Origin of the sequence: Schlegelella aquatica, from assembly GCF_026013905.1 — a bacterium.
GTDB lineage: Bacteria > Pseudomonadota > Gammaproteobacteria > Burkholderiales > Burkholderiaceae_C > Caldimonas > Caldimonas aquatica.
The window spans coordinates 1,007,514-1,027,289 of sequence record NZ_CP110257.1; the positions used below are offsets into that span (position 1 = coordinate 1,007,514).

At 70.2% G+C, this 19,776-nt stretch carries 20 protein-coding genes; 13 read left to right on the forward strand and 7 right to left on the reverse strand.

The features are described from left to right. Nucleotides 1-12: 12 nt before the first annotated feature. Nucleotides 13-1,107, reverse strand: a complete 1,095-nt coding sequence (locus OMP39_RS04550; protein WP_264893609.1) for a substrate-binding domain-containing protein — start codon at nt 1,105-1,107, stop codon at nt 13-15. 53 nt (nt 1,108-1,160) lie between these two features. Between OMP39_RS04550 and OMP39_RS04555 the strand changes: the two genes are divergently transcribed. The 3 genes from OMP39_RS04555 to OMP39_RS04565 all read left to right on the forward strand — a co-directional run bounded on the left by OMP39_RS04555 (nt 1,161) and on the right by OMP39_RS04565 (nt 3,450). Then, a complete protein-coding gene (locus OMP39_RS04555; RefSeq protein ID WP_264893610.1) occupies nt 1,161-1,874 on the forward strand; it encodes an ABC transporter permease in 714 nt (237 codons plus the stop codon). Nucleotides 1,875-1,951: 77 nt separating this feature from the next. Further along, complete coding sequence (locus tag OMP39_RS04560; RefSeq protein WP_264894436.1) at nt 1,952-2,629, forward strand: ATP-binding cassette domain-containing protein; 678 nt, start codon at nt 1,952-1,954, stop codon at nt 2,627-2,629. Next, on the forward strand, nt 2,620-3,450 hold the full coding sequence (locus OMP39_RS04565) for an ABC transporter substrate-binding protein (RefSeq protein WP_264893611.1): 831 nt from the start codon (nt 2,620-2,622) through the stop codon (nt 3,448-3,450). Before OMP39_RS04560 ends, OMP39_RS04565 begins: the two co-directional genes overlap by 10 nt. A gap of 133 nt (nt 3,451-3,583) precedes the next feature. On the opposite strand, the gene OMP39_RS04570 is transcribed toward OMP39_RS04565, so the two are convergent. Continuing rightward, the gene (locus OMP39_RS04570) at nt 3,584-4,843 is read right to left on the reverse strand and encodes a sigma-54-dependent Fis family transcriptional regulator (RefSeq protein ID WP_264893612.1); all 1,260 of its coding nucleotides are present in this window, start codon (nt 4,841-4,843) and stop codon (nt 3,584-3,586) included. 317 nt (nt 4,844-5,160) lie between these two features. Between OMP39_RS04570 and OMP39_RS04575 the strand changes: the two genes are divergently transcribed. Genes OMP39_RS04575 through OMP39_RS04595 form a run of 5 tightly spaced genes read left to right on the forward strand, consistent with a single transcriptional unit; the run spans nt 5,161 to nt 9,394 of the window. Continuing rightward, nucleotides 5,161-5,634, forward strand: a complete 474-nt coding sequence (locus OMP39_RS04575) for a 4Fe-4S dicluster domain-containing protein (RefSeq protein ID WP_264893613.1) — start codon at nt 5,161-5,163, stop codon at nt 5,632-5,634. A 35-nt stretch (nt 5,635-5,669) separates the two neighbouring features. Then, nucleotides 5,670-7,517: an aldehyde ferredoxin oxidoreductase family protein gene (locus tag OMP39_RS04580; RefSeq protein ID WP_264893614.1), complete on the forward strand. Its 1,848-nt coding sequence runs from the start codon at nt 5,670-5,672 to the stop codon at nt 7,515-7,517. Nucleotides 7,518-7,532: 15 nt separating this feature from the next. Further along, nucleotides 7,533-8,810, forward strand: coding sequence for an NAD(P)/FAD-dependent oxidoreductase (locus OMP39_RS04585; protein ID WP_264893615.1), 1,278 nt, complete (start codon nt 7,533-7,535; stop codon nt 8,808-8,810). Continuing rightward, nucleotides 8,807-9,061, forward strand: a complete 255-nt coding sequence (gene thiS, locus OMP39_RS04590) for a sulfur carrier protein ThiS (protein ID WP_264893616.1) — start codon at nt 8,807-8,809, stop codon at nt 9,059-9,061. Before OMP39_RS04585 ends, thiS begins: the two co-directional genes overlap by 4 nt. Before the next feature lie 33 nt (nt 9,062-9,094). After that, a complete protein-coding gene (locus tag OMP39_RS04595) occupies nt 9,095-9,394 on the forward strand; it encodes a hypothetical protein (RefSeq protein ID WP_264893617.1) in 300 nt (99 codons plus the stop codon). 35 nt (nt 9,395-9,429) lie between these two features. Here the strand turns inward: OMP39_RS04595 and OMP39_RS04600 are convergent, their stop codons facing one another. The 3 genes from OMP39_RS04600 to OMP39_RS04610 all read right to left on the reverse strand — a co-directional run bounded on the left by OMP39_RS04600 (nt 9,430) and on the right by OMP39_RS04610 (nt 12,922). Beyond that, entirely contained in the window at nt 9,430-10,704 is a 1,275-nt protein-coding gene (locus tag OMP39_RS04600; protein ID WP_264894438.1) for a Glu/Leu/Phe/Val family dehydrogenase, read from the reverse strand. Between the two features lie 194 nt (nt 10,705-10,898). Continuing rightward, nucleotides 10,899-12,008 (reverse strand): DNA topoisomerase IB, encoded by a 1,110-nt coding sequence (locus tag OMP39_RS04605; RefSeq protein WP_264893618.1) that lies wholly within the window; start codon nt 12,006-12,008, stop codon nt 10,899-10,901. A 458-nt stretch (nt 12,009-12,466) separates the two neighbouring features. Beyond that, complete coding sequence (locus OMP39_RS04610) at nt 12,467-12,922, reverse strand: ferritin-like domain-containing protein (protein WP_264893619.1); 456 nt, start codon at nt 12,920-12,922, stop codon at nt 12,467-12,469. A gap of 280 nt (nt 12,923-13,202) precedes the next feature. Here OMP39_RS04610 and OMP39_RS04615 point away from each other — a divergent pair, with 280 nt between their 5' ends. Together OMP39_RS04615 and OMP39_RS04620 are read left to right on the forward strand one after the other, a co-directional pair. Beyond that, complete coding sequence (locus OMP39_RS04615) at nt 13,203-14,336, forward strand: glycosyltransferase (protein ID WP_264893620.1); 1,134 nt, start codon at nt 13,203-13,205, stop codon at nt 14,334-14,336. Next, nucleotides 14,333-15,157 carry a polysaccharide deacetylase family protein gene (locus OMP39_RS04620; protein WP_264893621.1) on the forward strand — a complete coding sequence of 275 codons (825 nt, stop codon included), beginning with the start codon at nt 14,333-14,335 and terminating at the stop codon, nt 15,155-15,157. Before OMP39_RS04615 ends, OMP39_RS04620 begins: the two co-directional genes overlap by 4 nt. Here the strand turns inward: OMP39_RS04620 and OMP39_RS04625 are convergent. After that, a complete protein-coding gene (locus OMP39_RS04625) occupies nt 15,126-15,764 on the reverse strand; it encodes a phosphatase PAP2 family protein (protein WP_264893622.1) in 639 nt (212 codons plus the stop codon). The genes OMP39_RS04620 and OMP39_RS04625 overlap by 32 nt on opposite strands. Next, a complete protein-coding gene (locus OMP39_RS04630) occupies nt 15,721-16,878 on the reverse strand; it encodes a glycosyltransferase family 4 protein (RefSeq protein ID WP_264893623.1) in 1,158 nt (385 codons plus the stop codon). The genes OMP39_RS04625 and OMP39_RS04630 overlap by 44 nt, the downstream gene beginning before the upstream one ends. A 125-nt stretch (nt 16,879-17,003) precedes the next feature. On the opposite strand from OMP39_RS04630, the gene OMP39_RS04635 reads away from it, so the two are divergent. The 3 genes from OMP39_RS04635 to OMP39_RS04645 all read left to right on the forward strand — a co-directional run bounded on the left by OMP39_RS04635 (nt 17,004) and on the right by OMP39_RS04645 (nt 19,717). After that, on the forward strand, nt 17,004-17,822 hold the full coding sequence (locus OMP39_RS04635; protein WP_264893624.1) for a mechanosensitive ion channel family protein: 819 nt from the start codon (nt 17,004-17,006) through the stop codon (nt 17,820-17,822). A 94-nt stretch (nt 17,823-17,916) separates the two neighbouring features. After that, nucleotides 17,917-18,969, forward strand: coding sequence for a UDP-glucuronic acid decarboxylase family protein (locus tag OMP39_RS04640; protein WP_264894440.1), 1,053 nt, complete (start codon nt 17,917-17,919; stop codon nt 18,967-18,969). A gap of 142 nt (nt 18,970-19,111) precedes the next feature. Beyond that, nucleotides 19,112-19,717 (forward strand): outer membrane beta-barrel protein, encoded by a 606-nt coding sequence (locus OMP39_RS04645; RefSeq protein WP_264893625.1) that lies wholly within the window; start codon nt 19,112-19,114, stop codon nt 19,715-19,717. Nucleotides 19,718-19,776: the final 59 nt, after the last annotated feature.

Consider the following 19,776-nt stretch of genomic DNA (forward strand, 5'->3'; position numbering starts at 1 on the left):
GCGGCGCGCCCGCTACGCCTTCGGCCGCCGGTAGCTCCACCAGGGCAGCACGCTGCGCAGCGACAGCACCTCGCCGCTGCGGTCGCTCTCGTAGCCGCGCAGCCGCTCCAGCCGCTCCTGCCATGCTCGGGCCTGGAGGATGCGGCGCAAGTGCTGCAGTTCCGGTTGCTCCAGGTGCTCGCGCAGCGTGACCAGGAAATAGCCTTCCTGCGTGATCGGCACGAAGTCCAGGCCGCGTTGCCGGGCGGCCGACTCGATGCCGAAGGCCACGTCGGCGCTGCCGCAGGCCACGGCTTCGGCGACTGCGTCGTGGGACGGCTCCTCGCGGTCGAATCCCGCGATGTCGCGCGCGGGGATGCGCTGCTGGGCGAGCAACTGCTCCAGCAGGACCCGGGTGCCCGCCCCCCAGGGGCGGTTGACGAAGCGCAGGCCGCCGCGCGTGAGGTCGGCCAGAGCGTGGATGCCGGCCGGATTGCCGGGAGCGACGATGAGCCCCTGCGTGCGGCGCGCAAAGCCGATCAGCTTGTGGCGACCCGGTTTCAACAGGGGACGGTAGGCCTGTGCGGTCGGCGAGCGCAAGGGCGAGTGCACATGCGCGTGAAAGCCGGCCACCGTGCACACCCCGCGATTGAGGGCCTGCAGCGCCTCGGTGCTGCCGGTGAAGCGCATGTCCAGGTGCAAGTCGTCGCGCGCCGCCGTCTCGCGCAGCAGCGGCAACGCGTTGTCGTGGCTCGCGTACAGGGTGAGCACTTCGGCGTGGGGGTCGAACGCGATGGCGAAGGCGCGTTCCAGCTCCGAGCGCAGCGCGTCGATCTGAGGGGCCAGGCGCGCTTTCGCGCGCCGCTCGGCCCACAAGAGCTTCTCGCCGAACTGGGACAGACGCGCCGGCTGCCCCTTGGACCAGACGACCAGGTCCTGCCCCAGCTCCTGTTCCCAGCGCTTGAGTTCGCCCCAGACGTGCCGGTACGACAAGTCCAGCTCACGCGCCGCGCCCGAGATCGAACCGGTGACGTGGATCGCGTCGAGCAGCCGCATGAGCGGATGGTGCAGCTCGCGAGGGCTGTCGCCGCTGTCGCCGAGGGCGTAGGTGAGGTGGATCCTATGCATGGGTGTTCATATCGCGGGCGCCGGAGCTGGCGCCTAGGATACCGACGGCAGCGATGAACGATTTTTCTGCCAGTCTGATCCATGCCGCCCAGCTCCTGGGCTCCGGCGATCCCCGCTTGTGGGAGGTCGTCGCGCTCTCGCTGTTCGTGAGCGGCTGCGCCAGCGCGGTGGCCGTGCCCGCCGGGCTGGTGGCGGGCGCCTGGCTCGCGGTGACGCAGTTCCCGGGCCGGCGCGCGGTGCTGGTGGTCCTCAATACGCTGCTCGCACTGCCTTCGGTCGTCGTGGGCCTCGTGGTGTACCTGCTGCTCTCGCGCGCGGGGCCGCTCGGCTCGCTCGGCCTGCTGTTCACCCCCGGGGCGATGATCGTCGCGCAGAGCCTGCTCGTGCTGCCCATCGTGACCGCGCTGGCGCGGCAGATGATCGAGGACCAGATGCGCGACCATGGCGAGCAGCTGCTCTCGCTCGGGGCCGGTCGCCTGCGCTGCGCCTTGCTGCTATTGTGGGACGAACGCATGAGCCTGGTCACGCTGGCACTGGCCGCCTTCGGGCGGGCGGTGTCCGAGGTCGGCGCGGTGATGATCGTGGGGGGCAACATCGACGGGGTGACCCGGGTGATGACCACCGCGATCGCCCTGGAGACGAGCAAGGGGGACCTGCCGCTGGCGCTTGCGCTGGGCTTCGTGCTGCTCGGAGTGGTGCTCATCCTCAACGCGTGGATCGCGCTGCTCAAGGAATGGCGCCTGCGCACGGAGGAGGCGTGGACGTGAAAGCCGTGCAACGCCTGGAGCCCGAGTGGATCGCACCCGAGCCGCACCCCGAGCAGGGGGCGGTGCTGGTCGCCCTGATGGACGCCGAGGTGCGCTACGGCCGCAAGCTGGCCTTGCAGGGCGTCACCCTCGCCGTGTCGGACGGCGAACGCATCGCGCTGGTGGGCGCCAACGGCTCGGGCAAGAGCACGCTGCTGCGCGTGCTGCACGGTCTGGTGCCGCTGGCGGCGGGCCGGCGCGAAGTCCCTGCTGGCGCTGCGCGCCAGGCCATGGTGTTCCAGCGTCCGTTCGTGCTGCGCATGTCCGCGCTCGCCAATGTGGAGCTGGCGCTCGAGCTGGCTGGCGTCCCTGCGAGAGAGCGACGCCCGCGCGCGGCCGAGGCGCTGGCGCGCGTCGGGTTGTCCGAGCAGGCGCTGCGCAACGCACGGGTGCTGTCGGGCGGGCAGCAGCAGCGGCTGGCGCTGGCGCGGGCCTGGGCGCTGCGACCGCGGTTGCTGTTTCTCGACGAGCCGACCGCGAGCCTGGACCCTACTGCCAAGCGAGAGGTCGAAGCCCTGGTGCACGAGTTCGCGCAGCAGGGGATCACGCTGGTGATGAGTTCGCACAACCTCGGACAGGTGAAGCGCCTGGCCACCCGCGTGGTCTACCTGGAGGAGGGGCGCATCCTGGCCGACGTGCCCGTCCAGCACTTTTTCGACGGCCCTCTGCCTCGTGAGGCGGAGTCGTTCCTGAAGGGAGAACTGCCATGGCATTGACATCCCGCGCGCGTCGCTCGTTGCTGGCCCTTGCGGGGGCGGCGCTCCTCGGTTCGGGCGCGCACGCGCAGGACCGCTACATCGTCATGGCGTCGACCACGTCCACCGAGCAATCGGGACTGTTCTCGCACCTGCTGCCGGCTTTCAAGCAGGCGCGCGGCATCGACGTGCGCGTGGTCGCACTGGGCACCGGCCAGGCCCTCGACATGGCCCGCCGGGGCGATGCGGACGTGGTGTTCGTGCACGACCAGGCGGCCGAGGAGAAGTTCGTCGCCGAGGGCCACGGATTGAAGCGCTGGCCCGTCATGTACAACGACTTCGTGCTGATCGGGCCGAAGCAGGACCCAGCCGGCGTGCGCGGCAGGGACATCGTGGCCGCGTTGCAGAAGCTGGCGGCGGGCACCGCGCCCTTCGTCTCGCGCGGCGACAAGAGCGGCACCCATGCCGCCGAGCTTCGGTATTGGAAGCTCGCCGGCATCGAGACGCCCGCCGGGCGCGTGGCCGGCTACAAGGAGTGCGGCTGCGGGATGGGGCCGGCGCTCAACATCGCGGCTTCTTCCGGCGCCTACGTGCTGGCCGACCGCGGCACGTGGCTGTCCTTCAAGAACCGCGCGGACCTGGCTGTGCTGGTCGAGGGCGACAAGCGGCTCTTCAACCAGTATGGCCTGATCGTCGTGAATCCCGAGAAGCACCCGCACGTCAAGCGAGAACTTGCGCAAGCCTTCGTGGACTGGATCGTCTCGCCGCAAGGTCAAGCGACGATCGCGTCGTACAGGATCGGCGGCGAGCAGCTCTTCTTCCCCAACGCGCAGGCGCAGTGAAGGCCACGAGCCCGGGGTAAAGAGCTCGCCCCGCTGGCCCAGGCAGCGTTGTCGGGCCGAGCGGCCGGCGCCGTGGGCCGCGACCTGAGGCGCGCTGCGCTCTGCCAGCTGCGCGCGCTCTGCGTGGGGCGTCTCAAGGGGCCGCGGGCGGGGTCTTCGGGCCCTGGCGCAGCCGCCGCAACTTGCGATAGACGGTGTTGCGCCCGATGCCGAGCGCGCGGGCGGCTTGCGAGACGTTGCCTCCGCAGGCGGCCAGCGTGCGCTCGATGGCCTCGAGTTCGAGCCGTTCGAGCGTGCCGTGGCCGAGTGAGGGGGCCGTTTCGCTCGCCTCGGTAGATGGCCCTTCTTTGGCGGCTGGCAGCGGCGCGGTGCTGCGCCTCGCGCCCGCCGGCTCCGGGCGCGCCTGCCCGGGCGCATCGACCGGCACCGGCGTGGCGGTCATCTCCTGCGCGACCGCCGCCGGCCACAGCGTGGGCCAGTGGAAGAACGCCCGGGCGTGGATGAGCCGCGTTTCACCCCGGCCGTCGGTCACTTCCAGGGCGATGGGCTGGTCGGCGTGGCGGCGGCAGTGGTCGGCCAGCTGGGGCAGGCTCACGCCGAACACGGATTCCAGGCCGCGGATGCGCAAGGCCGCCGGGCTCAGCCGCAGCTGGTCCAGCGCGCAACGGTTGGCGCCGAGAATGGCCCCTTCGGGGGAGACCGCCACCATGCCTTCCCGCACCGTCCCCAGCGCCTCGGGCCGGGCCGCGAAGTGCAGCCTCAGGCCGTGGCGGAAGCGGTCGCTGAACCACTGGTTCTCGATCAAGCGCGCCGACATGGCCACCATGGCGAGCGTGTGCGGATGGTAAGAGCGCTGGTGCCCGGTCACGTCCAGCACGCCGAGCACCCGGCCGGCGTGGTCGAAGATGGGGGCTGCCGAGCAGGTCAGGAAACGGTTCGCCCGCACGTAGTGCTCGCCGCCATGCACGACCGTCGGGGCCTCGTCGTACAGGGCCGTGCCGATGGCGTTGGTTCCCTTGGCGGCTTCCGACCAGTTCACCCCGGGCGCGAGCGCGATCTGCTGCGCGCGCTCCATGAAGTGGTCGTCTCCGATGCTGTGCAAGATGGTGCCTTGGGTGTCCGTGAGCACGACGATGCTGCGGGTCGAGACGATCTGCTCGAACAGCATTTCCATGATGGGCGCGGCGTGTTCGCACAGACGGCGGTTGAGCTCGCGCATCTGCTGCAGCCGCACGGGCGAGACAGGACTCAGGTCGGGCAGGCGGTCTTCTTCGACGCCCATGGCGCGGCAGCGATCGTGCGATTGGGCGATCGAGCTGCCGTGCTCGGGGCCGAGCACGACCGGCACAGCCGGCGCCGCGGCGCGGTCGGTAGGGCGAAGGGACGCGGGCATGAGGGCTACTCTCCAAGGGGCACGCCGACGCTGGCACCCGGGCCGGTCGAAAGGAGGTTCGACGGCAAGAAAGGGCGGCCACCGCCAAGCCACGAGCCACTATGCGCCTTGGGACGGGCGGGGCGCAACCTCGGGCGTGTGTGGAGGCGGGCCTGGCCCGAAGGGCGCTGTTCCACGCTGGCGCAGAGGCGGCCTTTCTCCCTGGCCGTTCTAGGGGTTAGGCCTAGGTAGGCAGGCGGGTGGCCCTAGGCACAACATTTCATAGGTCCTGGGCCGGGCGTGCCCGGCAGCCTCTTCAGCCAACCGAAAGGTGAGCCATGCAGAAAGTCCTGCACATCAACCCCGACAAATGCACCGGATGCCTGCAATGCGAGATGGCATGCAGCTACGAGAACTACGGGGTGTTCGCGACGGCGAAGTCGCGCATCAAGGTGTTCGACTTCCACGACACCGGGCGCAAGGTGCCCTACACCTGCACCCAATGCGACGAGGCTTGGTGTCTGCATGCCTGCCCGGTGGAGGCGATCACGATGGACAAGCTGACCGGCGCCAAGGTGGTGAGCGAGTCGACCTGCGTGGGCTGCAAGGTGTGCACCATCGCCTGCCCGTTCGGCACGATCAACTACGTGCAGGAGACCGGCAAGGTGCAGAAGTGCGACCTGTGCGGCGGCGAACCTGCCTGCGCGCAGGCGTGCCCCACCACGGCCATCACTTACGTGGATGCCAACTGGACGGGCCTGGAGCGCATGCGCACCTGGGCCGACAAGCTGGGCAACCAGGCCGCCGCCTGAGCCGCTCGCGCTGCACACACGACGAGGAGAGCACCATGTCCTGGGCTGGCAAGATCCTGCGCGTCAATCTCACCACCGGCGAGGTTCGTTCCGAGCCGCTCAACATGGACTGGGCCCGCGCCTACCTCGGCTCGCGGGGCCTGGCCACCAAGTACCTGACCAGCGAGATCGACCCGACGGTCGATCCCTTGTCGCCGGCCAACAAGATCATCTGGGCGACGGGTCCCCTGACCGGCACGATGGCCTCGACCGGCGGGCGCTACACCGTCGTCACGAAGGGGCCGCTGACCGGTGCGATCGCCTGCTCCAACTCGGGCGGCTACTGGGGCGCCGAGCTCAAGATGGCCGGGTGGGACATGATCATCTTCGAGGGCCGCTCGCCCCGGCCGGTGTACCTGTATGTCGAGAACGACCGTGCCGAACTGCGCGATGCCGCTCACCTGTGGGGCAAGTCGGTCTGGCACACGGAAGCGACCCTCAAGGCCCAACACCAGGACCCGCTGATCCGCGTCTCGAGCATCGGCACCGCCGGGGAGAACGGCGTGCTGTTCGCTGCGGTGGTCAACGACCTCCACCGCGCCGCCGGGCGCTCCGGCGTGGGTGCGGTGATGGGGTCCAAGAACCTCAAGGCGATCGCGGTGCGGGGCACGCTGGGGGTGGGCAACATCGCCGATCCCAAGGCGTTCCTGCAGATCACGGCCGAGAAGAAGAAGGTGCTGGCCGACAACGCCGTCACGGGGCAGGGGCTGCCGAAGTTCGGCACCCAGGTGCTGATGAACGTGATCAACGAGGTCGGCGCCTTGCCCACGCGCAACCACCGCGACAGCCAGTTCGAGGGCGCCAAGGACATCTCCGCCGAGGCCATGGCGACGCCGCGCGCGAGCGACGGCAAGCCGCAGCTCGTCACCAACCAGGCGTGCTTCGGCTGCACCATCGCCTGCGGGCGCGTCAGCAAGATCGACCAGACGCACTTCACCGTCGAGAACAAGCCGCAGTACTGGGGGGCGTCGGGCGGGCTGGAGTACGAGGCGGCTTGGGCGCTGGGGGCGGCCAACGGCGTCAACGACCTGGAGGCGCTGCAGTACGCCAACCTGATCTGCAACGAGCAGGGGATGGACCCGATCTCCTTCGGCGCGACGGTGGGCGCGGTGATGGAGCTGTACGAGATGGGCGTGCTCACGAAGGAGCAACTCCGCATCGAGGCGCCTTTCGGCTCGGCCAAGGCCTTGGCCTATTTCGCCGACATCACCGCCCGCGGCGAAGGTTTCGGCAAGGAGATCGGCCTGGGCAGCAAGCGGCTGTGCGAGAAGTACGGGCACCCCGAGCTGTCGATGAGCGTCAAAGGCCAGGAGTTCCCGGCCTACGACGCCCGCGGGATCCAGGGCATGGGCTTGACCTACGCAACCTCCAACCGCGGTGCCTGCCACCTGCGCAGCTACACCGTGGCCTCGGAGATCCTCGGCATCCCGGTCAAGACCGACCCGCACACCGCCGAGGGCAAGCCCGAGCTCGTCAAGGCCTTCCAGGACGCCACCGCGGTGTTCGATTCGGCCGGCATCTGCATCTTCACCAGCTTCGCCTGGGGGCTGGCCGACGTGCAGCCGCAGGTGGCCGCCGCCTGCGGTGCCGAATTCACGCTCGAAAACCTCTCGACCATCGGCGAGCGGATCTGGAACCTGGAGCGCGACTTCAACAACCGCGCGGGCTTCAGCGCCAAGGACGACACGCTGCCCAAGCGTCTGCTGACCGAAGGCGCGCGCACGGGGCCGGCCAAGGGGCTCACCAGCAAGTTGGGCGAGATGCTGCCGCACTACTACGAGATCCGCGGCTGGGACGCGAACGGCCAGCTCAAGCCGGAGACGCGCGAACGGCTGGGCCTCTGAGGCGAGGGTGTCGAGATGAGACGCCACCTCATCCTCGGGGCCGGGCCGGCCGGCGTGATCGCCGCCGAGACGCTTCGCAAGCACGCGCCCGGCGACCAGATCGTGATCGTGGGCGACGAGCCCGAGCCCCCGTACTCGCGCATGGCCATCCCGTACCTGCTCGTCGGCCAGATCGACGAGCGGGGCACCTACCTGCGCAAGGACGCGGCGCACTTCGAGCGGCTGGGGGTGGTGCTGCGGCGCGGGCGGGCGGTGCGGGTCGATGCGGCGCAGCGCCAGGTGGTGCTCGATGACGGCTCGGCGCTGCCTTTCGACACGCTGCTGCTGGCCACCGGCTCCAAGCCGGTCCACCCGCCGATCCCGGGCATGGACTTGCCGCACGTGCACACCTGCTGGACGCTGGAAGACGCGCGCCACATCCAGCGGCTCGCGCAGCCGGGCGCCCGCGTGCTGCAGATGGGCGCCGGCTTCATCGGCTGCATCATCATGGAGGCGCTGGCCGCGCGCGGCGTGCAGCTCACCGTGGTCGAGATGGGGGACCGCATGGTGCCCCGCATGATGGGCCCGACCGCGGGCGGCATGATCAAGTCCTGGTGCGAAGGCAAGGGCGTGCGCGTCTACACAGGCACCCGCGTCGAGGCCGTGGATGCGGGCACGCCGCTGTCGGTGCGGCTGTCCAACGGCGAGCGCCTGAGCGTGGACCTGCTCATCAGCGCAACGGGCGTGAAGCCCGACATCGCCTTCCTGGAGAACTCCGGCATCCGCTGCCTGCAAGGCGTGCTCACGGACGAGCACATGCAGACGAACGTGCCGGGGGTGTATGCCGCGGGCGACTGCGCAGAGGCGTTCGACGTGGCGAGCGGGCGCACCATCGTGAGCGCCATTCAGCCCAATGCGGCGGACCAGGCCTATGTGGCCGCGCTCAACATGGCCGCGCTCGATGCACGCCGCCCACGGGCCGTGCTGCGCGGGGTCACCCAGATCAACGTGCTCGACACGCTGGGGCTCGTGAGCGCGAGCTTCGGCGACTGGCAAGGCGTGCCGGGCGGGCAGCATGTGGAGCTCACCGACCGCGAGCGCCATCGGCACCTCAGCCTTCAGTTCGACGGCGACCGGCTGGTCGGTTGCAACAGCGTCGGCTGGACGCAGCATGTGGGCGTGATGCGCGGCCTGGTCGAGGGCCGCGTTCCGCTGGGCCCCTGGAAAGACCGGCTGCTCGAAGACCCGACGCGGTTGATGGAGGCGTACCTGGCCCGCGCTCAGGCGCAGGACCGGCGCGCCGTCTTGCAATGAAGATCACCTTCAAGCTCTACGCGACCCTTGCGGATCACCTCCCTCCCGAAGCGCGCCGCACCAACCAGGTCCAACTGGAGGTGGAGGACGGCGCCACGATCGACCAGGTCACCGCGCCGTTCGGGCTGCCTCCGAAGCTCGTGCACTTGGTGCTGGTGAACGGCCACTACGTTGCGCCTCAGGATCGCGGGCAGCACCGGCTGCGCGAGGGCGACGTGCTGGCGATCTGGCCCCCGATCGCCGGGGGCTGACAGGCACCGACCACCGCTCGAGGCACCCGGCCGATGCTGCTGCACTACCCGCCGGCCTTCGAGCGCGACATGGGGTGCAGCGAGGCGCAGTGGTTGCAATGGCTGCCGGGCGCGGTGGGTGCCTGCGAACTGCGGCTCGGCCCGGGCAGGGCCGAGGTCGTCCTGCCCGAAGGGATGCTGCACCTCGTGTGGCGGCCAGCCGAGCCGCGCGCCGTGGGCCTCGTGCGGCTGCCCCGCCTGCTGGTGAGCTTCAGGTTCGAGGGGGCAGACGCATCGACCCGCCTGCGCTTCATGCGGTACTTCGACCTCTACATGCAGCGGGGAGGGGGCTGAGCGCCCCTTGGCGGGCGCTCGGCGTGGCAGGCCGTTCAGGGGTACAGGCCGCGTTCCTGGCGGGCCATCAGGATGCGCTCGCAGGCCACCGCGAACGTGGCGGTGCGCAGCGAGATCTTGTGCCGCTCGGAGGTGTCCCAGATCTTCTTGAGCGCATCGACCATGATCTTGTCGAGCCGCAGGTTGATCTCGTCCTCGCTCCAGAAGAAGCTGGAGAAGTCCTGCACCCACTCGAAGTAGGAGACGGTCACGCCGCCGGCGTTGCAGATGACATCCGGAACGACCAGCACGCCGCGATCGGTCAGCACGTCGTCGGCGCCGGGCAGCGTGGGGCCGTTGGCCCCTTCGAGCACCAGCCGCGCCTTGATGCGGTTCGCCCGTGCCGCGGTGATCTGCCCCTCGAGCGCGGCCGGGATGAGGATGTCGCAATCGACGTCCCAGAACGCTTCGTTGTCGATGCGTTCCGCGCCCACGAAGTGGCTCACGCCGCCTTCTTCGCGCGCAGTGCGCATCAGGGCGGCCATGTCCATGCCCTCGGGGTTGTAGATGGTGCCGGTGTGGTCCTGCACGGCCACGAGCTTCGCGCCCGCGCCGACGAAGAGCTCGGCGGCGGCACTGCCCACGTTGCCGAAGCCCTGCACTGCGATGCGCGCGCCGTCCAGGTTGAGGCCGATGCGTCGGGCCGCCTCGCGCCCGGTGACGAACACCCCGCGCCCGGTGGCCTTGACGCGGCCCAGCGAGCCGCCCAGGTGGATCGGCTTGCCGGTGACCACACCGGTGGCCGTGGCCCCGATGTTCATCGAGTAGGTGTCCATCATCCACGCCATGACCTGGGCGTTCGTGTTCACGTCGGGGGCGGGGATGTCCTGCTGCGGGCCGATGATGATGCCGATCTCGCTGGTGTAGCGGCGGGTCAGCTTCTCGAGCTCCTTTTGCGACAGCAGCTTGGGATCGACGCGGATGCCCCCCTTGGCGCCCCCGTAGGGCAGGTTGACGGCCGCGTTCTTGATCGTCATCCACGCGGCCAGGGCCATGACTTCTTCGAGCGTCACGTCCGGGTGGTAGCGCACGCCGCCTTTGCCGGGGCCGCGCGAGAGGTTGTGCTGCACGCGGTAACCCTCGAAGTGCCGCACGCTGCCGTCGTCCATCTCGATCGGCACATCCACGATCAGGGCGCGCTTGGGGCGCTTGAGCGTCTCTGCCCAACGTGCCAGGGGGCCCAGATAGGGGATCACCCGGTCCACCTGCGAGAGGTACGTGGACCAGGGGCTGTCGGGAGACGGGGTCACATAGGACAGGCTCACACGGATTCCTTTCGTGAAAGATTCATGCGGGCTGGCCCTCCTCTTGAAAGTGGCCAGGAGCGCAACCGAACTGTAGGACGCGCCGCGTGGGCGTGGACGCCGGAGTTATGCATCTTGTGCATAAAGACGGGCCGACCTGCAAATAGCCCGACGGCGCACGCCTGTGCAAGGAGCAGGACGCCCCAATGCCTCCCGGGACTTCAGGCAGCGCTTCCGGCGCGCAGGAAGGCCATGAGCCGGCGCTCCGCCGGCGTGAGTGCGCGCGGAGCCTTCCCGGCCGCTCGGGGCGATTGCAGCTTGCCTTCGAGGAAGGCCTCCACGATCTTCGGGTGGACGTAGGACTTGCGGCATACCGCCACGGTGTTGCCCAGGCGCTCGGCCACCTGCGAGAGCGCCGCCTTGACCATCCGCTTGGCTTCGGTGGGGCTGGAGGCGGTGAGCGAGCCCAGTTGCTCCAAGGCCTGCACGCTGCCGTGCCAGGTGCGGAAATCCTTCGCCGTGAAGTCGCTGCCGCCGATGTCACGCAGGTAGTCGTTCACGTCGGTGGAGCCGACCGAGCGGATCTCGCCGGCCTCGTCGAGGTACTGGAAGAGGTCCTGTCCCGGCAGCTCCTGGCAGCGCCGCACGATGCGTGCGAGCTGGCGGTCGGTGACGGCGATGTCGTGCAACACGCCGCTCTTGCCCTTGAACTTGAGGCGCAAGGTGTCACCGCGCACCGCCGCGTGCCGCGTGCGCAGCGTGGTCAGGCCGAAGGAGCCGTTCTCGCGGGCGTACTCGTCGTTGCCGACGCGGATGAAGGTCGTGTCCAGCAGCTGCACCAGTGCTGCCAGTACCTTCTCGCGCGGCAGCCCGCGCAAGGCGAGATGCCGGCGCACCCGGGCCCGGATGCGCGGCAGGGCCTCGCCGAACGCCAGCATCCGGTCGAACTTGTCGCAGTCGCGCAGGACCTGCCAGTACGGGTGGTATCGGTACTGCTTGCGCCCGCGCGCGTCGCGTCCGGTGGCCTGCAAGTGCCCGTCGGCGCGCGGGCAGATCCACACGTCGGTGTAAGCCGGCGGGATGGCCAGGCTGCGGATGCGGCGCAGTGCGGCTTCGTCGCGCAGGGGCCGGCCTTCGGTGTCCAGGTACTCGAACGCGTCGCCCCGGCGTACGCGGCGGTAGCCGGGCATGGTGTCGTTGACGTAGACGAGTTTCGGAGGGGGCTGGTCCAGGAGCTCTTTGAGGGCCCGCGACAGGCGCCGGTCGACCCGCACGGCCGTGCCGGGTCGCGGGCTCGCCGTGGGCTGCGCTTCCTGCAGCGCCCCGTTCATCGAGGATCAAGGCCGGCTGGCTCCCGCCGGAGGCGTGCCTCCCGCGGGGTTGGTCGCAGCGCTGGCCGCTGCAGCGCTGCCACCCACGGTGCCTGAGGGCGACGAGCCCGGGGTCCCCGCGGCGCTGCCGCTGCCGGCGGCGCTGCCGGTGCCGGTCGCGCGGCCACTGGCGGTCGCGCTGCCCATGCCGGTCGTCCCGTCTGCCGCATTGCCGGTCGGCCCGGTGCCCGTCGCGCCGGAGGTGCCGGTGTCACTCGGGCTTCCGGTGGCCGCCGGGGCGCCGTCCCCGCTCGTCGGTGTGGGGGTGGGAGCGGGGGCGCTTTGCTCCGGGCCCTGCGTCGTGGAGGAGGGCGGATTGGGACGGCAACCGGCGAGCGCGGCGGCTGCCATCAGCGTTCCCACCACGAGGAGGCGGTGCGGCCGCCGCAGGAGCGCGGGATCGTTCATCCCAGGTCTCCTCACGCCGTCTGCGCGCGGTAACGCTCGCGCAGAGCCTTGATCTGGTCGTGCGTGCGCCGGGCCCCGTCGTAGTGGCGCTGCAACAACTCCCGCACATCGGGGGGCAGCTCTTTCTGCAGCGCATTGCGGTAGCGCGCCACGCCTGCATCCTCGCCGCGCTCGCACTCCTCCAGCATCGCCAGGTCGCTGTGAGTGCTGAGGTTGCCCCGCAGCGATACCCAGCCGCGATGCAGCGCCCCCGCGGCCGTGCCGCCGCTGTCCGGGCGGCCGCCGTAGCGCGCGAGGCAGCTCTCGAGTTCCTGCGCGGCACGCTCGCAAGCGGCGGAGCGCTCGGTGAACAAGCTCTTGAGCTCCTGCGATTGCACATGCTTGGCGCACTCGGCGAAGCCCAGCGCGCCGTCGCGCGAGTTCTCGATGAGGTCTTTGAGCAGGTCGGCCACGTCCTTGGTGTCCATGGGGGCTCCTTTCTGGCACAGATGGGCCCGCACGGAGGCGGGCGACACCCTCACGGGGCAGTTGGCGTGCCCGCGCCACGACGCCCCCTCCCAGCAAATCCCGGGCACGTGTCTTGCCTCCCTGACGACAGTGATGATTCAGTCACGTTTGAAGACGAAGCGACACACTAGGCAAAGGGCTCGCACACCGCACGCGAAGGGCAGTTCGGAACGGCCCGCGCGCCCCCCGATGTCGGGCGCGAGTTCCCGCTTCACGCCGCGCCTTTCCCGAAGAGAACCGATGCCTGCCCATTTGCTCGACGCGACGATGTTCTGGAGTGCCACGAGCGGTGGGGTGCGTCGCTACATCCAGGCCAAGCGTCAATGGCTGCACCGCCACACCGATTGGCGCCACACCATCGCGGCGCCGGTGGTCGATACCGAGCACATGCTGCGCGTCCCGGGACCGCCGCTGCCGTTTTCCCACGGCTATCGGATGCCCTGGGACCGCAGGCAGTGTGCCCGGCTCCTCGAGGCGGCCCGCCCCGACGTGCTCGAAGCCGGCGACCCTTACCGCCTCGCATGGGCGGTGGTGGACGCTGCGCGGGCTTTGCAGGTGCCCTGCATCGCGTTCTGCCACTCCAACCTGGAGGCCTTCGCGGCTCAACTGCTGGGCGGATGGGCCCGGCGGCCCGCCCGCGCCTACATGGCCCGCCTGTACCGACGTTTCGACCTCGTGCTGGCGCCGAGCGAGTCGATGCGCGCGCGGCTGGCCGAGCTCGGCGTGGCGCGGGTCGAACGCCAGCCGCTCGGCGTGGACACCCAAGTCTTCCATCCCCGCCGGCACGACGCGGTGTGGCGCGCCTCGCTGGCGCTGCCCGGACATTGCCGCTTGCTCGTCTACACCGGCCGATTCGCCCCCGAGAAGCACTTGGACGTGCTCAGTGCCGCGGTGGCGCGGCTCGGTCCTCCCTACGTGCTGCTGGCCCTCGGCGCGGGGCCGACGCCGCCGCGCGGCGAGCGGGTCATCGTGCGGCGCTTCGAGCACGATCCCCTGCGCCTGGCCCGCGTGCTGGCCAGTGCCGACCTCTACGTGCATGCGGGCGACCAGGAGACCTTCGGCCTCGCGCCGCTGGAGGCCATGGCCTGCGGAGTGCCCGTCGTGGCCCGGGACTGCGCCGGCATGGCCGAGCTGGTGGACGAAGCGGTGGGCCAGCCGGTCCACCGGGGCGACGCGCAGGCCTATGCCGAAGCGATCGCCGCCTGCTTCGAGCGCGATCGGGCGGGGCTGGCGGCCGCCGCCCGGGCGCGCGCGGAGGGTTACGACTGGGGCGCCGTGTTCCCTGGCTTGTGGGCCCGCTATCGCCGGCTCCTGGGCCTCGGGCAGGCATCGGCCGAGGCGCCCCTGTCATGCGCTCCGGGGACACAGGCATGATGGAGCCGAGTCTGTGCGTGGTGTTGCACGACGTCTCGCCCGTCACCTGGGCCGCGTGCCAGCGCGTGATCGATGCGGTCGGCGAGGTCGCCCCCGTGCCGATGACCTTGCTCGCGGTGCCCCGCTATCACGGCGCCCCGCGCGATCCCGCTTTCGAGGACCTGCTCACGCGCCGTTGCGAGTGCGGCGACGAACTCGCCTTGCACGGCTACACGCACCTCGACGACGGCCGGCCGAGCGGGGTGGTGGACGCGCTGCGCCGCCGTTGGTACACCGCCGGTGAGGGCGAGTTCGCCTCGCTGCGGGCGGACGATGCGGCTGGGCGCCTGCTGGCCGGGGCCCGCTGGTTCCAGGAGAACCGCTGGCCCCTCTACGGCTTCGTTGCCCCGGCCTGGCTGATGAGCCCGGGCACCTGGGAGGCCCTGGCCCTCCTGCCGCTGACGTACACCGCCACCTTGCGGCGCCTGTACGCCTTGCCGCGCCGGCACATGCTCACGAGCCAGAGCATCGTGTACTCGACCCGGGCGCGGTGGCGGCGCGCCACATCGCTCATGTGGAACCGCGCGCTGCACCACGCCGGGCAGGACGCGCAGATGCTCGTGCGGTTCGAACTGCATCCTCACGACGCGGACTACCCCATCATCCGTCGCTCCTGGCAGCGCCTGCTCGCGTGGCACCTGCAGTACCGCCGCGCGTACACGGTGGCGGACTTCGTCAGGCAGTGGCAGGGCAGCCTCGACGTCCCGACCGCGCCGATGACCTACCACCAGGCGCCTTCGGCCCCCGCCTTCAGAACAGAGCGAGCACCCCGCCAGCCATGAGCGCGCCGATCAGGGCGCCGGCCAGCACGTCGCTCGGGTAGTGCAGGCCCAGCACCACCCTCGACAGGGCGATGAGCACGGTCAACGGCACCAGCACCCAGGCCAGCCAGGAGTAGTACTCGATCAGCACGATCGAGAACGCCACCGCGTGCAGGGTGTGCCCGGAGGGAAAGCTGAACTGGTCGAGCGCGCGGGCACAGGCGCGGATGTCGGCGCAGGCCGCGAAGGGCCGCGGCCGGCATGCCCAGCGCTTCAGGCCCAGGTACAGCAGCAGGTCCAGCACGCCGAGCACCATCATGCGCAGCGAACAGGCCCATCCGCGGCTGCCGCCGACGAGCGGCAGCACCGCCATCGTGGCATACCACAGCAGTCCGTCGCTCACGCGGCTGACGACGGCGAACAGCATCAGCGCGCCGCGGATCTCCACCGCACGGTGGAGCCGGCGCGTCCAGGCGAGGTCGTGCTCCAGCCACGTCCGGGGGGCCGGCCCCGACCGGGCGCTCGGCGCGGCCCTCGCAGCGTCGTCGCGATCGGAAGATGGCGCAGCCCCGGGGGGCAGCACGTCAAACCGACCAGGCAGTGCGGGCAGGCGCAATTTCCACCGCATCGGCAGCATCCAGCAGGTGGGACTCGAAACGCCCGAGCACCGCGGGCCATCCCAGCGTGAGCGCCACACGGCGCGCCGCGGCCCTCATCTCGCGCAGGTCGGTCCAGGGGTCGGCCAGCGAGCACGCGGCGCCCACGAAGCCGGCCGCGTCTTTCGGGCGTACCAGAAGGCCGCTCTCGCAGTCCTCGATGTGCTCGCCGGCCGCGCCCGCGTCGAACGCGAGGACGGCCAGGCCCGAGGCCATCGCCTCCAGCACCACGTTTCCGAAGGTGTCGCTCAGGCTCGGGAAGAGGAAGATGTCGGCGCTGGCATAGTGACGGGCGAGGTCGTCCCCGCGCTTCACCCCGACGAACCGAACCTGCGGAAACTCGCGCTCCCAGCGCGCACGCATCGGGCCGTCACCCACCACCACCATGCGCGCCTCGGGACGCTGCCGCTGCATCGCGGCAAAGGCCCCCAACGCGAGGTCCACGTTCTTCTCGGCCGCCAGCCGGCCCACGTACAGCACCACCGGCGTGCGGTCGTCGGCCCCCCATTCGTGGCGCAAGGCGGCGCTTCGATGCTCGGGGGAGAAGTGCTGCGTGTCCACCCCGCGTCCCACCACCACCAACCGCTCGAAACGCCGCGCCGCCAACTCGCGGCGCACCGAGTGCGTCGGCACGAACGTGCGCCGCGTCGCGTTGTGCAGCCGTCGCAGGTAGGCGCAAACCAGCGGTTCGCACCATCCCAGCCCGTAATAGTGACTGTATTGATGGAAATTCGTGCGGAAGTCGCTGGTGGCGGGGATCCGCAACTGCGCTGCGGCCTGCACCGCGGCCCACCCCAGAGGGCCGGGCGTGGCCACGTGGACGAGCTGCGGGCGCAGGCGCAACCAACGCTGACGCAGCGAGCGCGTCCAGGCCACACCGAAGCGCAGGTCCCGGTACATGGGAATGGGCAGGCCGAAGGTGCGCCATTCGTCCCCGGTGCACCGGGCGGGCTCGTGCGGCTGACGAGGCCGCACGAGCTCGACCTCGTGCCCGCACGAGCGCAGGTAGTCGACCGTCCGCTGCACCGTCAGCGCCACGCCGTTGAGCTCCGGCGGATAGGTTTCGGTGACATAGGCGATGCGCACGGTCGACCCCCCTGTGGGTGTATGAGAGCGAAGCCGGAAGAGCAAGAACAGTGCCCGGGCGGCATCGCCGCGCGCTTCTCGGCATGAAGGGTGCTTCAGCATGCGCCCGATCGAAGGCCCTTGGCATGCCCGACTACAGCTGGACGAGAACGTTACAAAGTTTGGACATCCACCTCTTCACCGTGGGAGGCGCTTCTTTCACGGCGCTGTCGGTCGTGAAGCTGGTCGCCGCGCTGGTGCTGCTGTTCCTGGCAGCCGGCTGGGTGCGGCACTTCATCGAGCGGCGCGCCCTTCGCCGCTTCCAGATGGACGAGGGCACGCGCCAGTCCATCGGCGCCGTCACCCGCTACGCCGTGCTGGTGATCGGTCTGGTCGTCGTGTTGCAGAACGCCGGCATCAACCTCACCGCCTTCAGCGTGGTGGCCGGTGCCTTGGGCGTGGGCATCGGCTTCGGGTTGCAGAACCTTTTCAGCAACTTCATCAGCGGCCTCATCATCATGCTCGAGCGGCCCATCAAGGTCGGCGACCGGGTGGAACTCGCCGGCGTCGAGGGCGTGGTGCGCGAGATCGGCGCGCGGCGCACGACGGTCGTGACGAACGACAACGTCGCCATCCTGGTGCCCAATCAGAAGTTCATCACCGACAACGTCATCAACCAGCTCTACCTCGAACGCGAGATCCGCCTGCGAGTGCCCATCAACGTCGCTCCCACGGCGGGCATCCGCGAAGTCGAGCAGCTCTTGCTGGCCGCCGCCGCGGACCACCCGCAGGTCCTGCGCGATCCGCCGCCGCGTGTCCTCCTGCTGTCGCTGGGCGGTGGCTCCACCGGCTTCGAGCTGCACGTGTGGTTCCACCCGCAGGCCATCCACCGGCAACAACTGCAGAGCGACCTGAACCTGGCCATCGGCGACCGCTTGCGCCAGGCGGGCATCGCGGTCGCGTGAGGGTTCGCGCGGGCCTCGACGAACAGCAGGCGGGCCGCGAGGCACACCGCTTGCTCAGTGGCGCGGTACCACCACACACCAACGAGCGCTCATGATGGATCCTCGCGACGTCATCGTGGCCGGGGGCGCCGGCTTCCTGGGCAGCCACCTGGTCGACCGACTGATCGAAGCCGGGCACCGCATCCGAGTGCTCGACAACTTCTCCACCGGATCGCCCGACAACATCGCCCACCTGCGTGGCCATCGCCGCTTCACGCTGACGGTGCACGACGTGATCCGCCCGCTGCTTTTGGACGCCGACGGCATCTTCAACTTCGCGTGCCCCGCGAGCCCCGAGCACTACCAGCGCGATCCCGTGCACACCACGCTGTCCAGCGCGCTCGGCGTGCATCACATGCTCGAGGAGGCGCGGCGCTGCGGTGCCCGGCTCTTTCAGTCCTCCACGAGCGAGGTCTACGGGGACCCGGAGGTGCACCCGCAGGTCGAGAGCTACCGAGGCCACGTCAACATGCTCGGCCCCCGCTCGTGCTACGACGAGGGCAAGCGCTGCGCCGAGACCATGTGCTTCGCCTACCACCGCCAGTACGGCACGCCCGTGCGCATCGCGAGGATCTTCAACACCTACGGCCCACGGATGCAGCCGGGCGACGGGCGGGTGGTCAGCAACTTCATCGTGCAGGCCCTGCGAGGGGATGACATCACCATCTACGGCGAAGGGCAGCAGACGCGCAGCTTCTGCTACGTGGACGACCTCGTCGACGGCATCCTGCGCCTGATGGACTCCGACGTGGAAGGGCCGCTCAACTTGGGCAATCCGCGCGAAAGCACGATCCTCGAGCTGGCCGAACTCGTGCTGCGCCTGACCCGCAGCCGCTCCAAGCTCGTGCACAAGCCCCTGCCCGCGGACGATCCCAAGCGCCGGTGCCCCGACATCTCCCGGGCCAAGCGGCTGTTGCACTGGGAGCCGCGCGTCCCCCTGGAAGACGGTCTCAAGGAGACGGTCGCGTACTTCCGCCAGCGCCTGGGGCTGGGCGCGGTCAGCGTCGCCGTCGGCGCACGCGTGCCTCGGCCCCCAGGCACCGCGGTGCCCCTGCCGCCGATGCTGGGGCGCCGGGCCGCCTCGCGCGACGAGGGCCTGCGCACCTGAAAGGACGCTCCGGCTCGGGCGGCCCGTGCTCAGAGGCGGGCCTTGCTGCTCGCGCGGTCGCTCGCCTGACGACCCCGGGGCCGGCGGCACGCCGCTTGCCAGCCGGGAAAGCGGGCATGTGACCAATCGACAGGAGCAGTACATGAAACGATTCCGTCCCATGTGGCGAACCCTCGCCCTGGCCGCTTGCACCGCGGCTGCCTTCGGGGCCCATGCACAGCAAGGCAGCGGCATGCGTGCGGGGGGCACGTCGTGGATTCCGTACACGACCAACGGCTACTTCGGTGTGAACGTGGGCCAGTCCGACTACGGTGGACCCTGCACGCCCGGCTTCGACTGCGATCGGCGCGACTGGGCCGGCAAGATCTACGTGGGCGGCATGTTCAGCCCGTACTTCGGGGTCGAAGTCGGCTACGCGTACCTCGGCGAATCCGACCGCCACGGGGGCAGCCTCCGCGCGCAGGGCCTCAATCTGAGCCTGGTGGGCAACGTGCCGGTCGGCCAGGCGGTCGACGTGTTCGGCAAGGTCGGCACCACCTACGGGTGGACGGACAGCAGCGCCGCGTTCGGCACGGGCGTGCGCACCGGCAGCGAGAACGAGTTCGGCCTGAGCTACGGCGCGGGGGTGGCGTTCAACATCACCCGCAACTGGGCCGCCGTGCTGGAGTGGGACCGCACCCGCTATCGGTTCGCCGACGGGCGCGAGAACGTGGACATGTACTCCGCCGGCGTGAGATACCGTTTCTGAGGGGGCCGTCTCACGGTCGTCGGGGCTTGATCGCCGCCCGCCTGGCCGGCCGGGTGCCC

Excerpts from the sequence above, each read along its gene's own strand:
- OMP39_RS04550 (WP_264893609.1), bottom strand. The coding sequence starts at position 1,107 with ATGCATAGGATCCACCTCACCTACGCCCTCGGCGACAGCGGCGACAGC.
- OMP39_RS04555 (WP_264893610.1), top strand. The coding sequence starts at position 1,161 with ATGAACGATTTTTCTGCCAGTCTGATCCATGCCGCCCAGCTCCTGGGC.
- OMP39_RS04560 (WP_264894436.1), top strand. The coding sequence starts at position 1,952 with ATGGACGCCGAGGTGCGCTACGGCCGCAAGCTGGCCTTGCAGGGCGTC.
- OMP39_RS04565 (WP_264893611.1), top strand. The coding sequence starts at position 2,620 with ATGGCATTGACATCCCGCGCGCGTCGCTCGTTGCTGGCCCTTGCGGGG.
- OMP39_RS04570 (WP_264893612.1), bottom strand. The coding sequence starts at position 4,843 with ATGCCCGCGTCCCTTCGCCCTACCGACCGCGCCGCGGCGCCGGCTGTG.
- OMP39_RS04575 (WP_264893613.1), top strand. The coding sequence starts at position 5,161 with ATGCAGAAAGTCCTGCACATCAACCCCGACAAATGCACCGGATGCCTG.
- OMP39_RS04580 (WP_264893614.1), top strand. The coding sequence starts at position 5,670 with ATGTCCTGGGCTGGCAAGATCCTGCGCGTCAATCTCACCACCGGCGAG.
- OMP39_RS04585 (WP_264893615.1), top strand. The coding sequence starts at position 7,533 with ATGAGACGCCACCTCATCCTCGGGGCCGGGCCGGCCGGCGTGATCGCC.
- thiS (WP_264893616.1), top strand. The coding sequence starts at position 8,807 with ATGAAGATCACCTTCAAGCTCTACGCGACCCTTGCGGATCACCTCCCT.
- OMP39_RS04595 (WP_264893617.1), top strand. The coding sequence starts at position 9,095 with ATGCTGCTGCACTACCCGCCGGCCTTCGAGCGCGACATGGGGTGCAGC.
- OMP39_RS04605 (WP_264893618.1), bottom strand. The coding sequence starts at position 12,008 with ATGAACGGGGCGCTGCAGGAAGCGCAGCCCACGGCGAGCCCGCGACCC.
- OMP39_RS04610 (WP_264893619.1), bottom strand. The coding sequence starts at position 12,922 with ATGGACACCAAGGACGTGGCCGACCTGCTCAAAGACCTCATCGAGAAC.
- OMP39_RS04615 (WP_264893620.1), top strand. The coding sequence starts at position 13,203 with ATGCCTGCCCATTTGCTCGACGCGACGATGTTCTGGAGTGCCACGAGC.
- OMP39_RS04620 (WP_264893621.1), top strand. The coding sequence starts at position 14,333 with ATGATGGAGCCGAGTCTGTGCGTGGTGTTGCACGACGTCTCGCCCGTC.
- OMP39_RS04625 (WP_264893622.1), bottom strand. The coding sequence starts at position 15,764 with ATGCGGTGGAAATTGCGCCTGCCCGCACTGCCTGGTCGGTTTGACGTG.
- OMP39_RS04635 (WP_264893624.1), top strand. The coding sequence starts at position 17,004 with ATGCCCGACTACAGCTGGACGAGAACGTTACAAAGTTTGGACATCCAC.
- OMP39_RS04640 (WP_264894440.1), top strand. The coding sequence starts at position 17,917 with ATGGATCCTCGCGACGTCATCGTGGCCGGGGGCGCCGGCTTCCTGGGC.
- OMP39_RS04645 (WP_264893625.1), top strand. The coding sequence starts at position 19,112 with ATGAAACGATTCCGTCCCATGTGGCGAACCCTCGCCCTGGCCGCTTGC.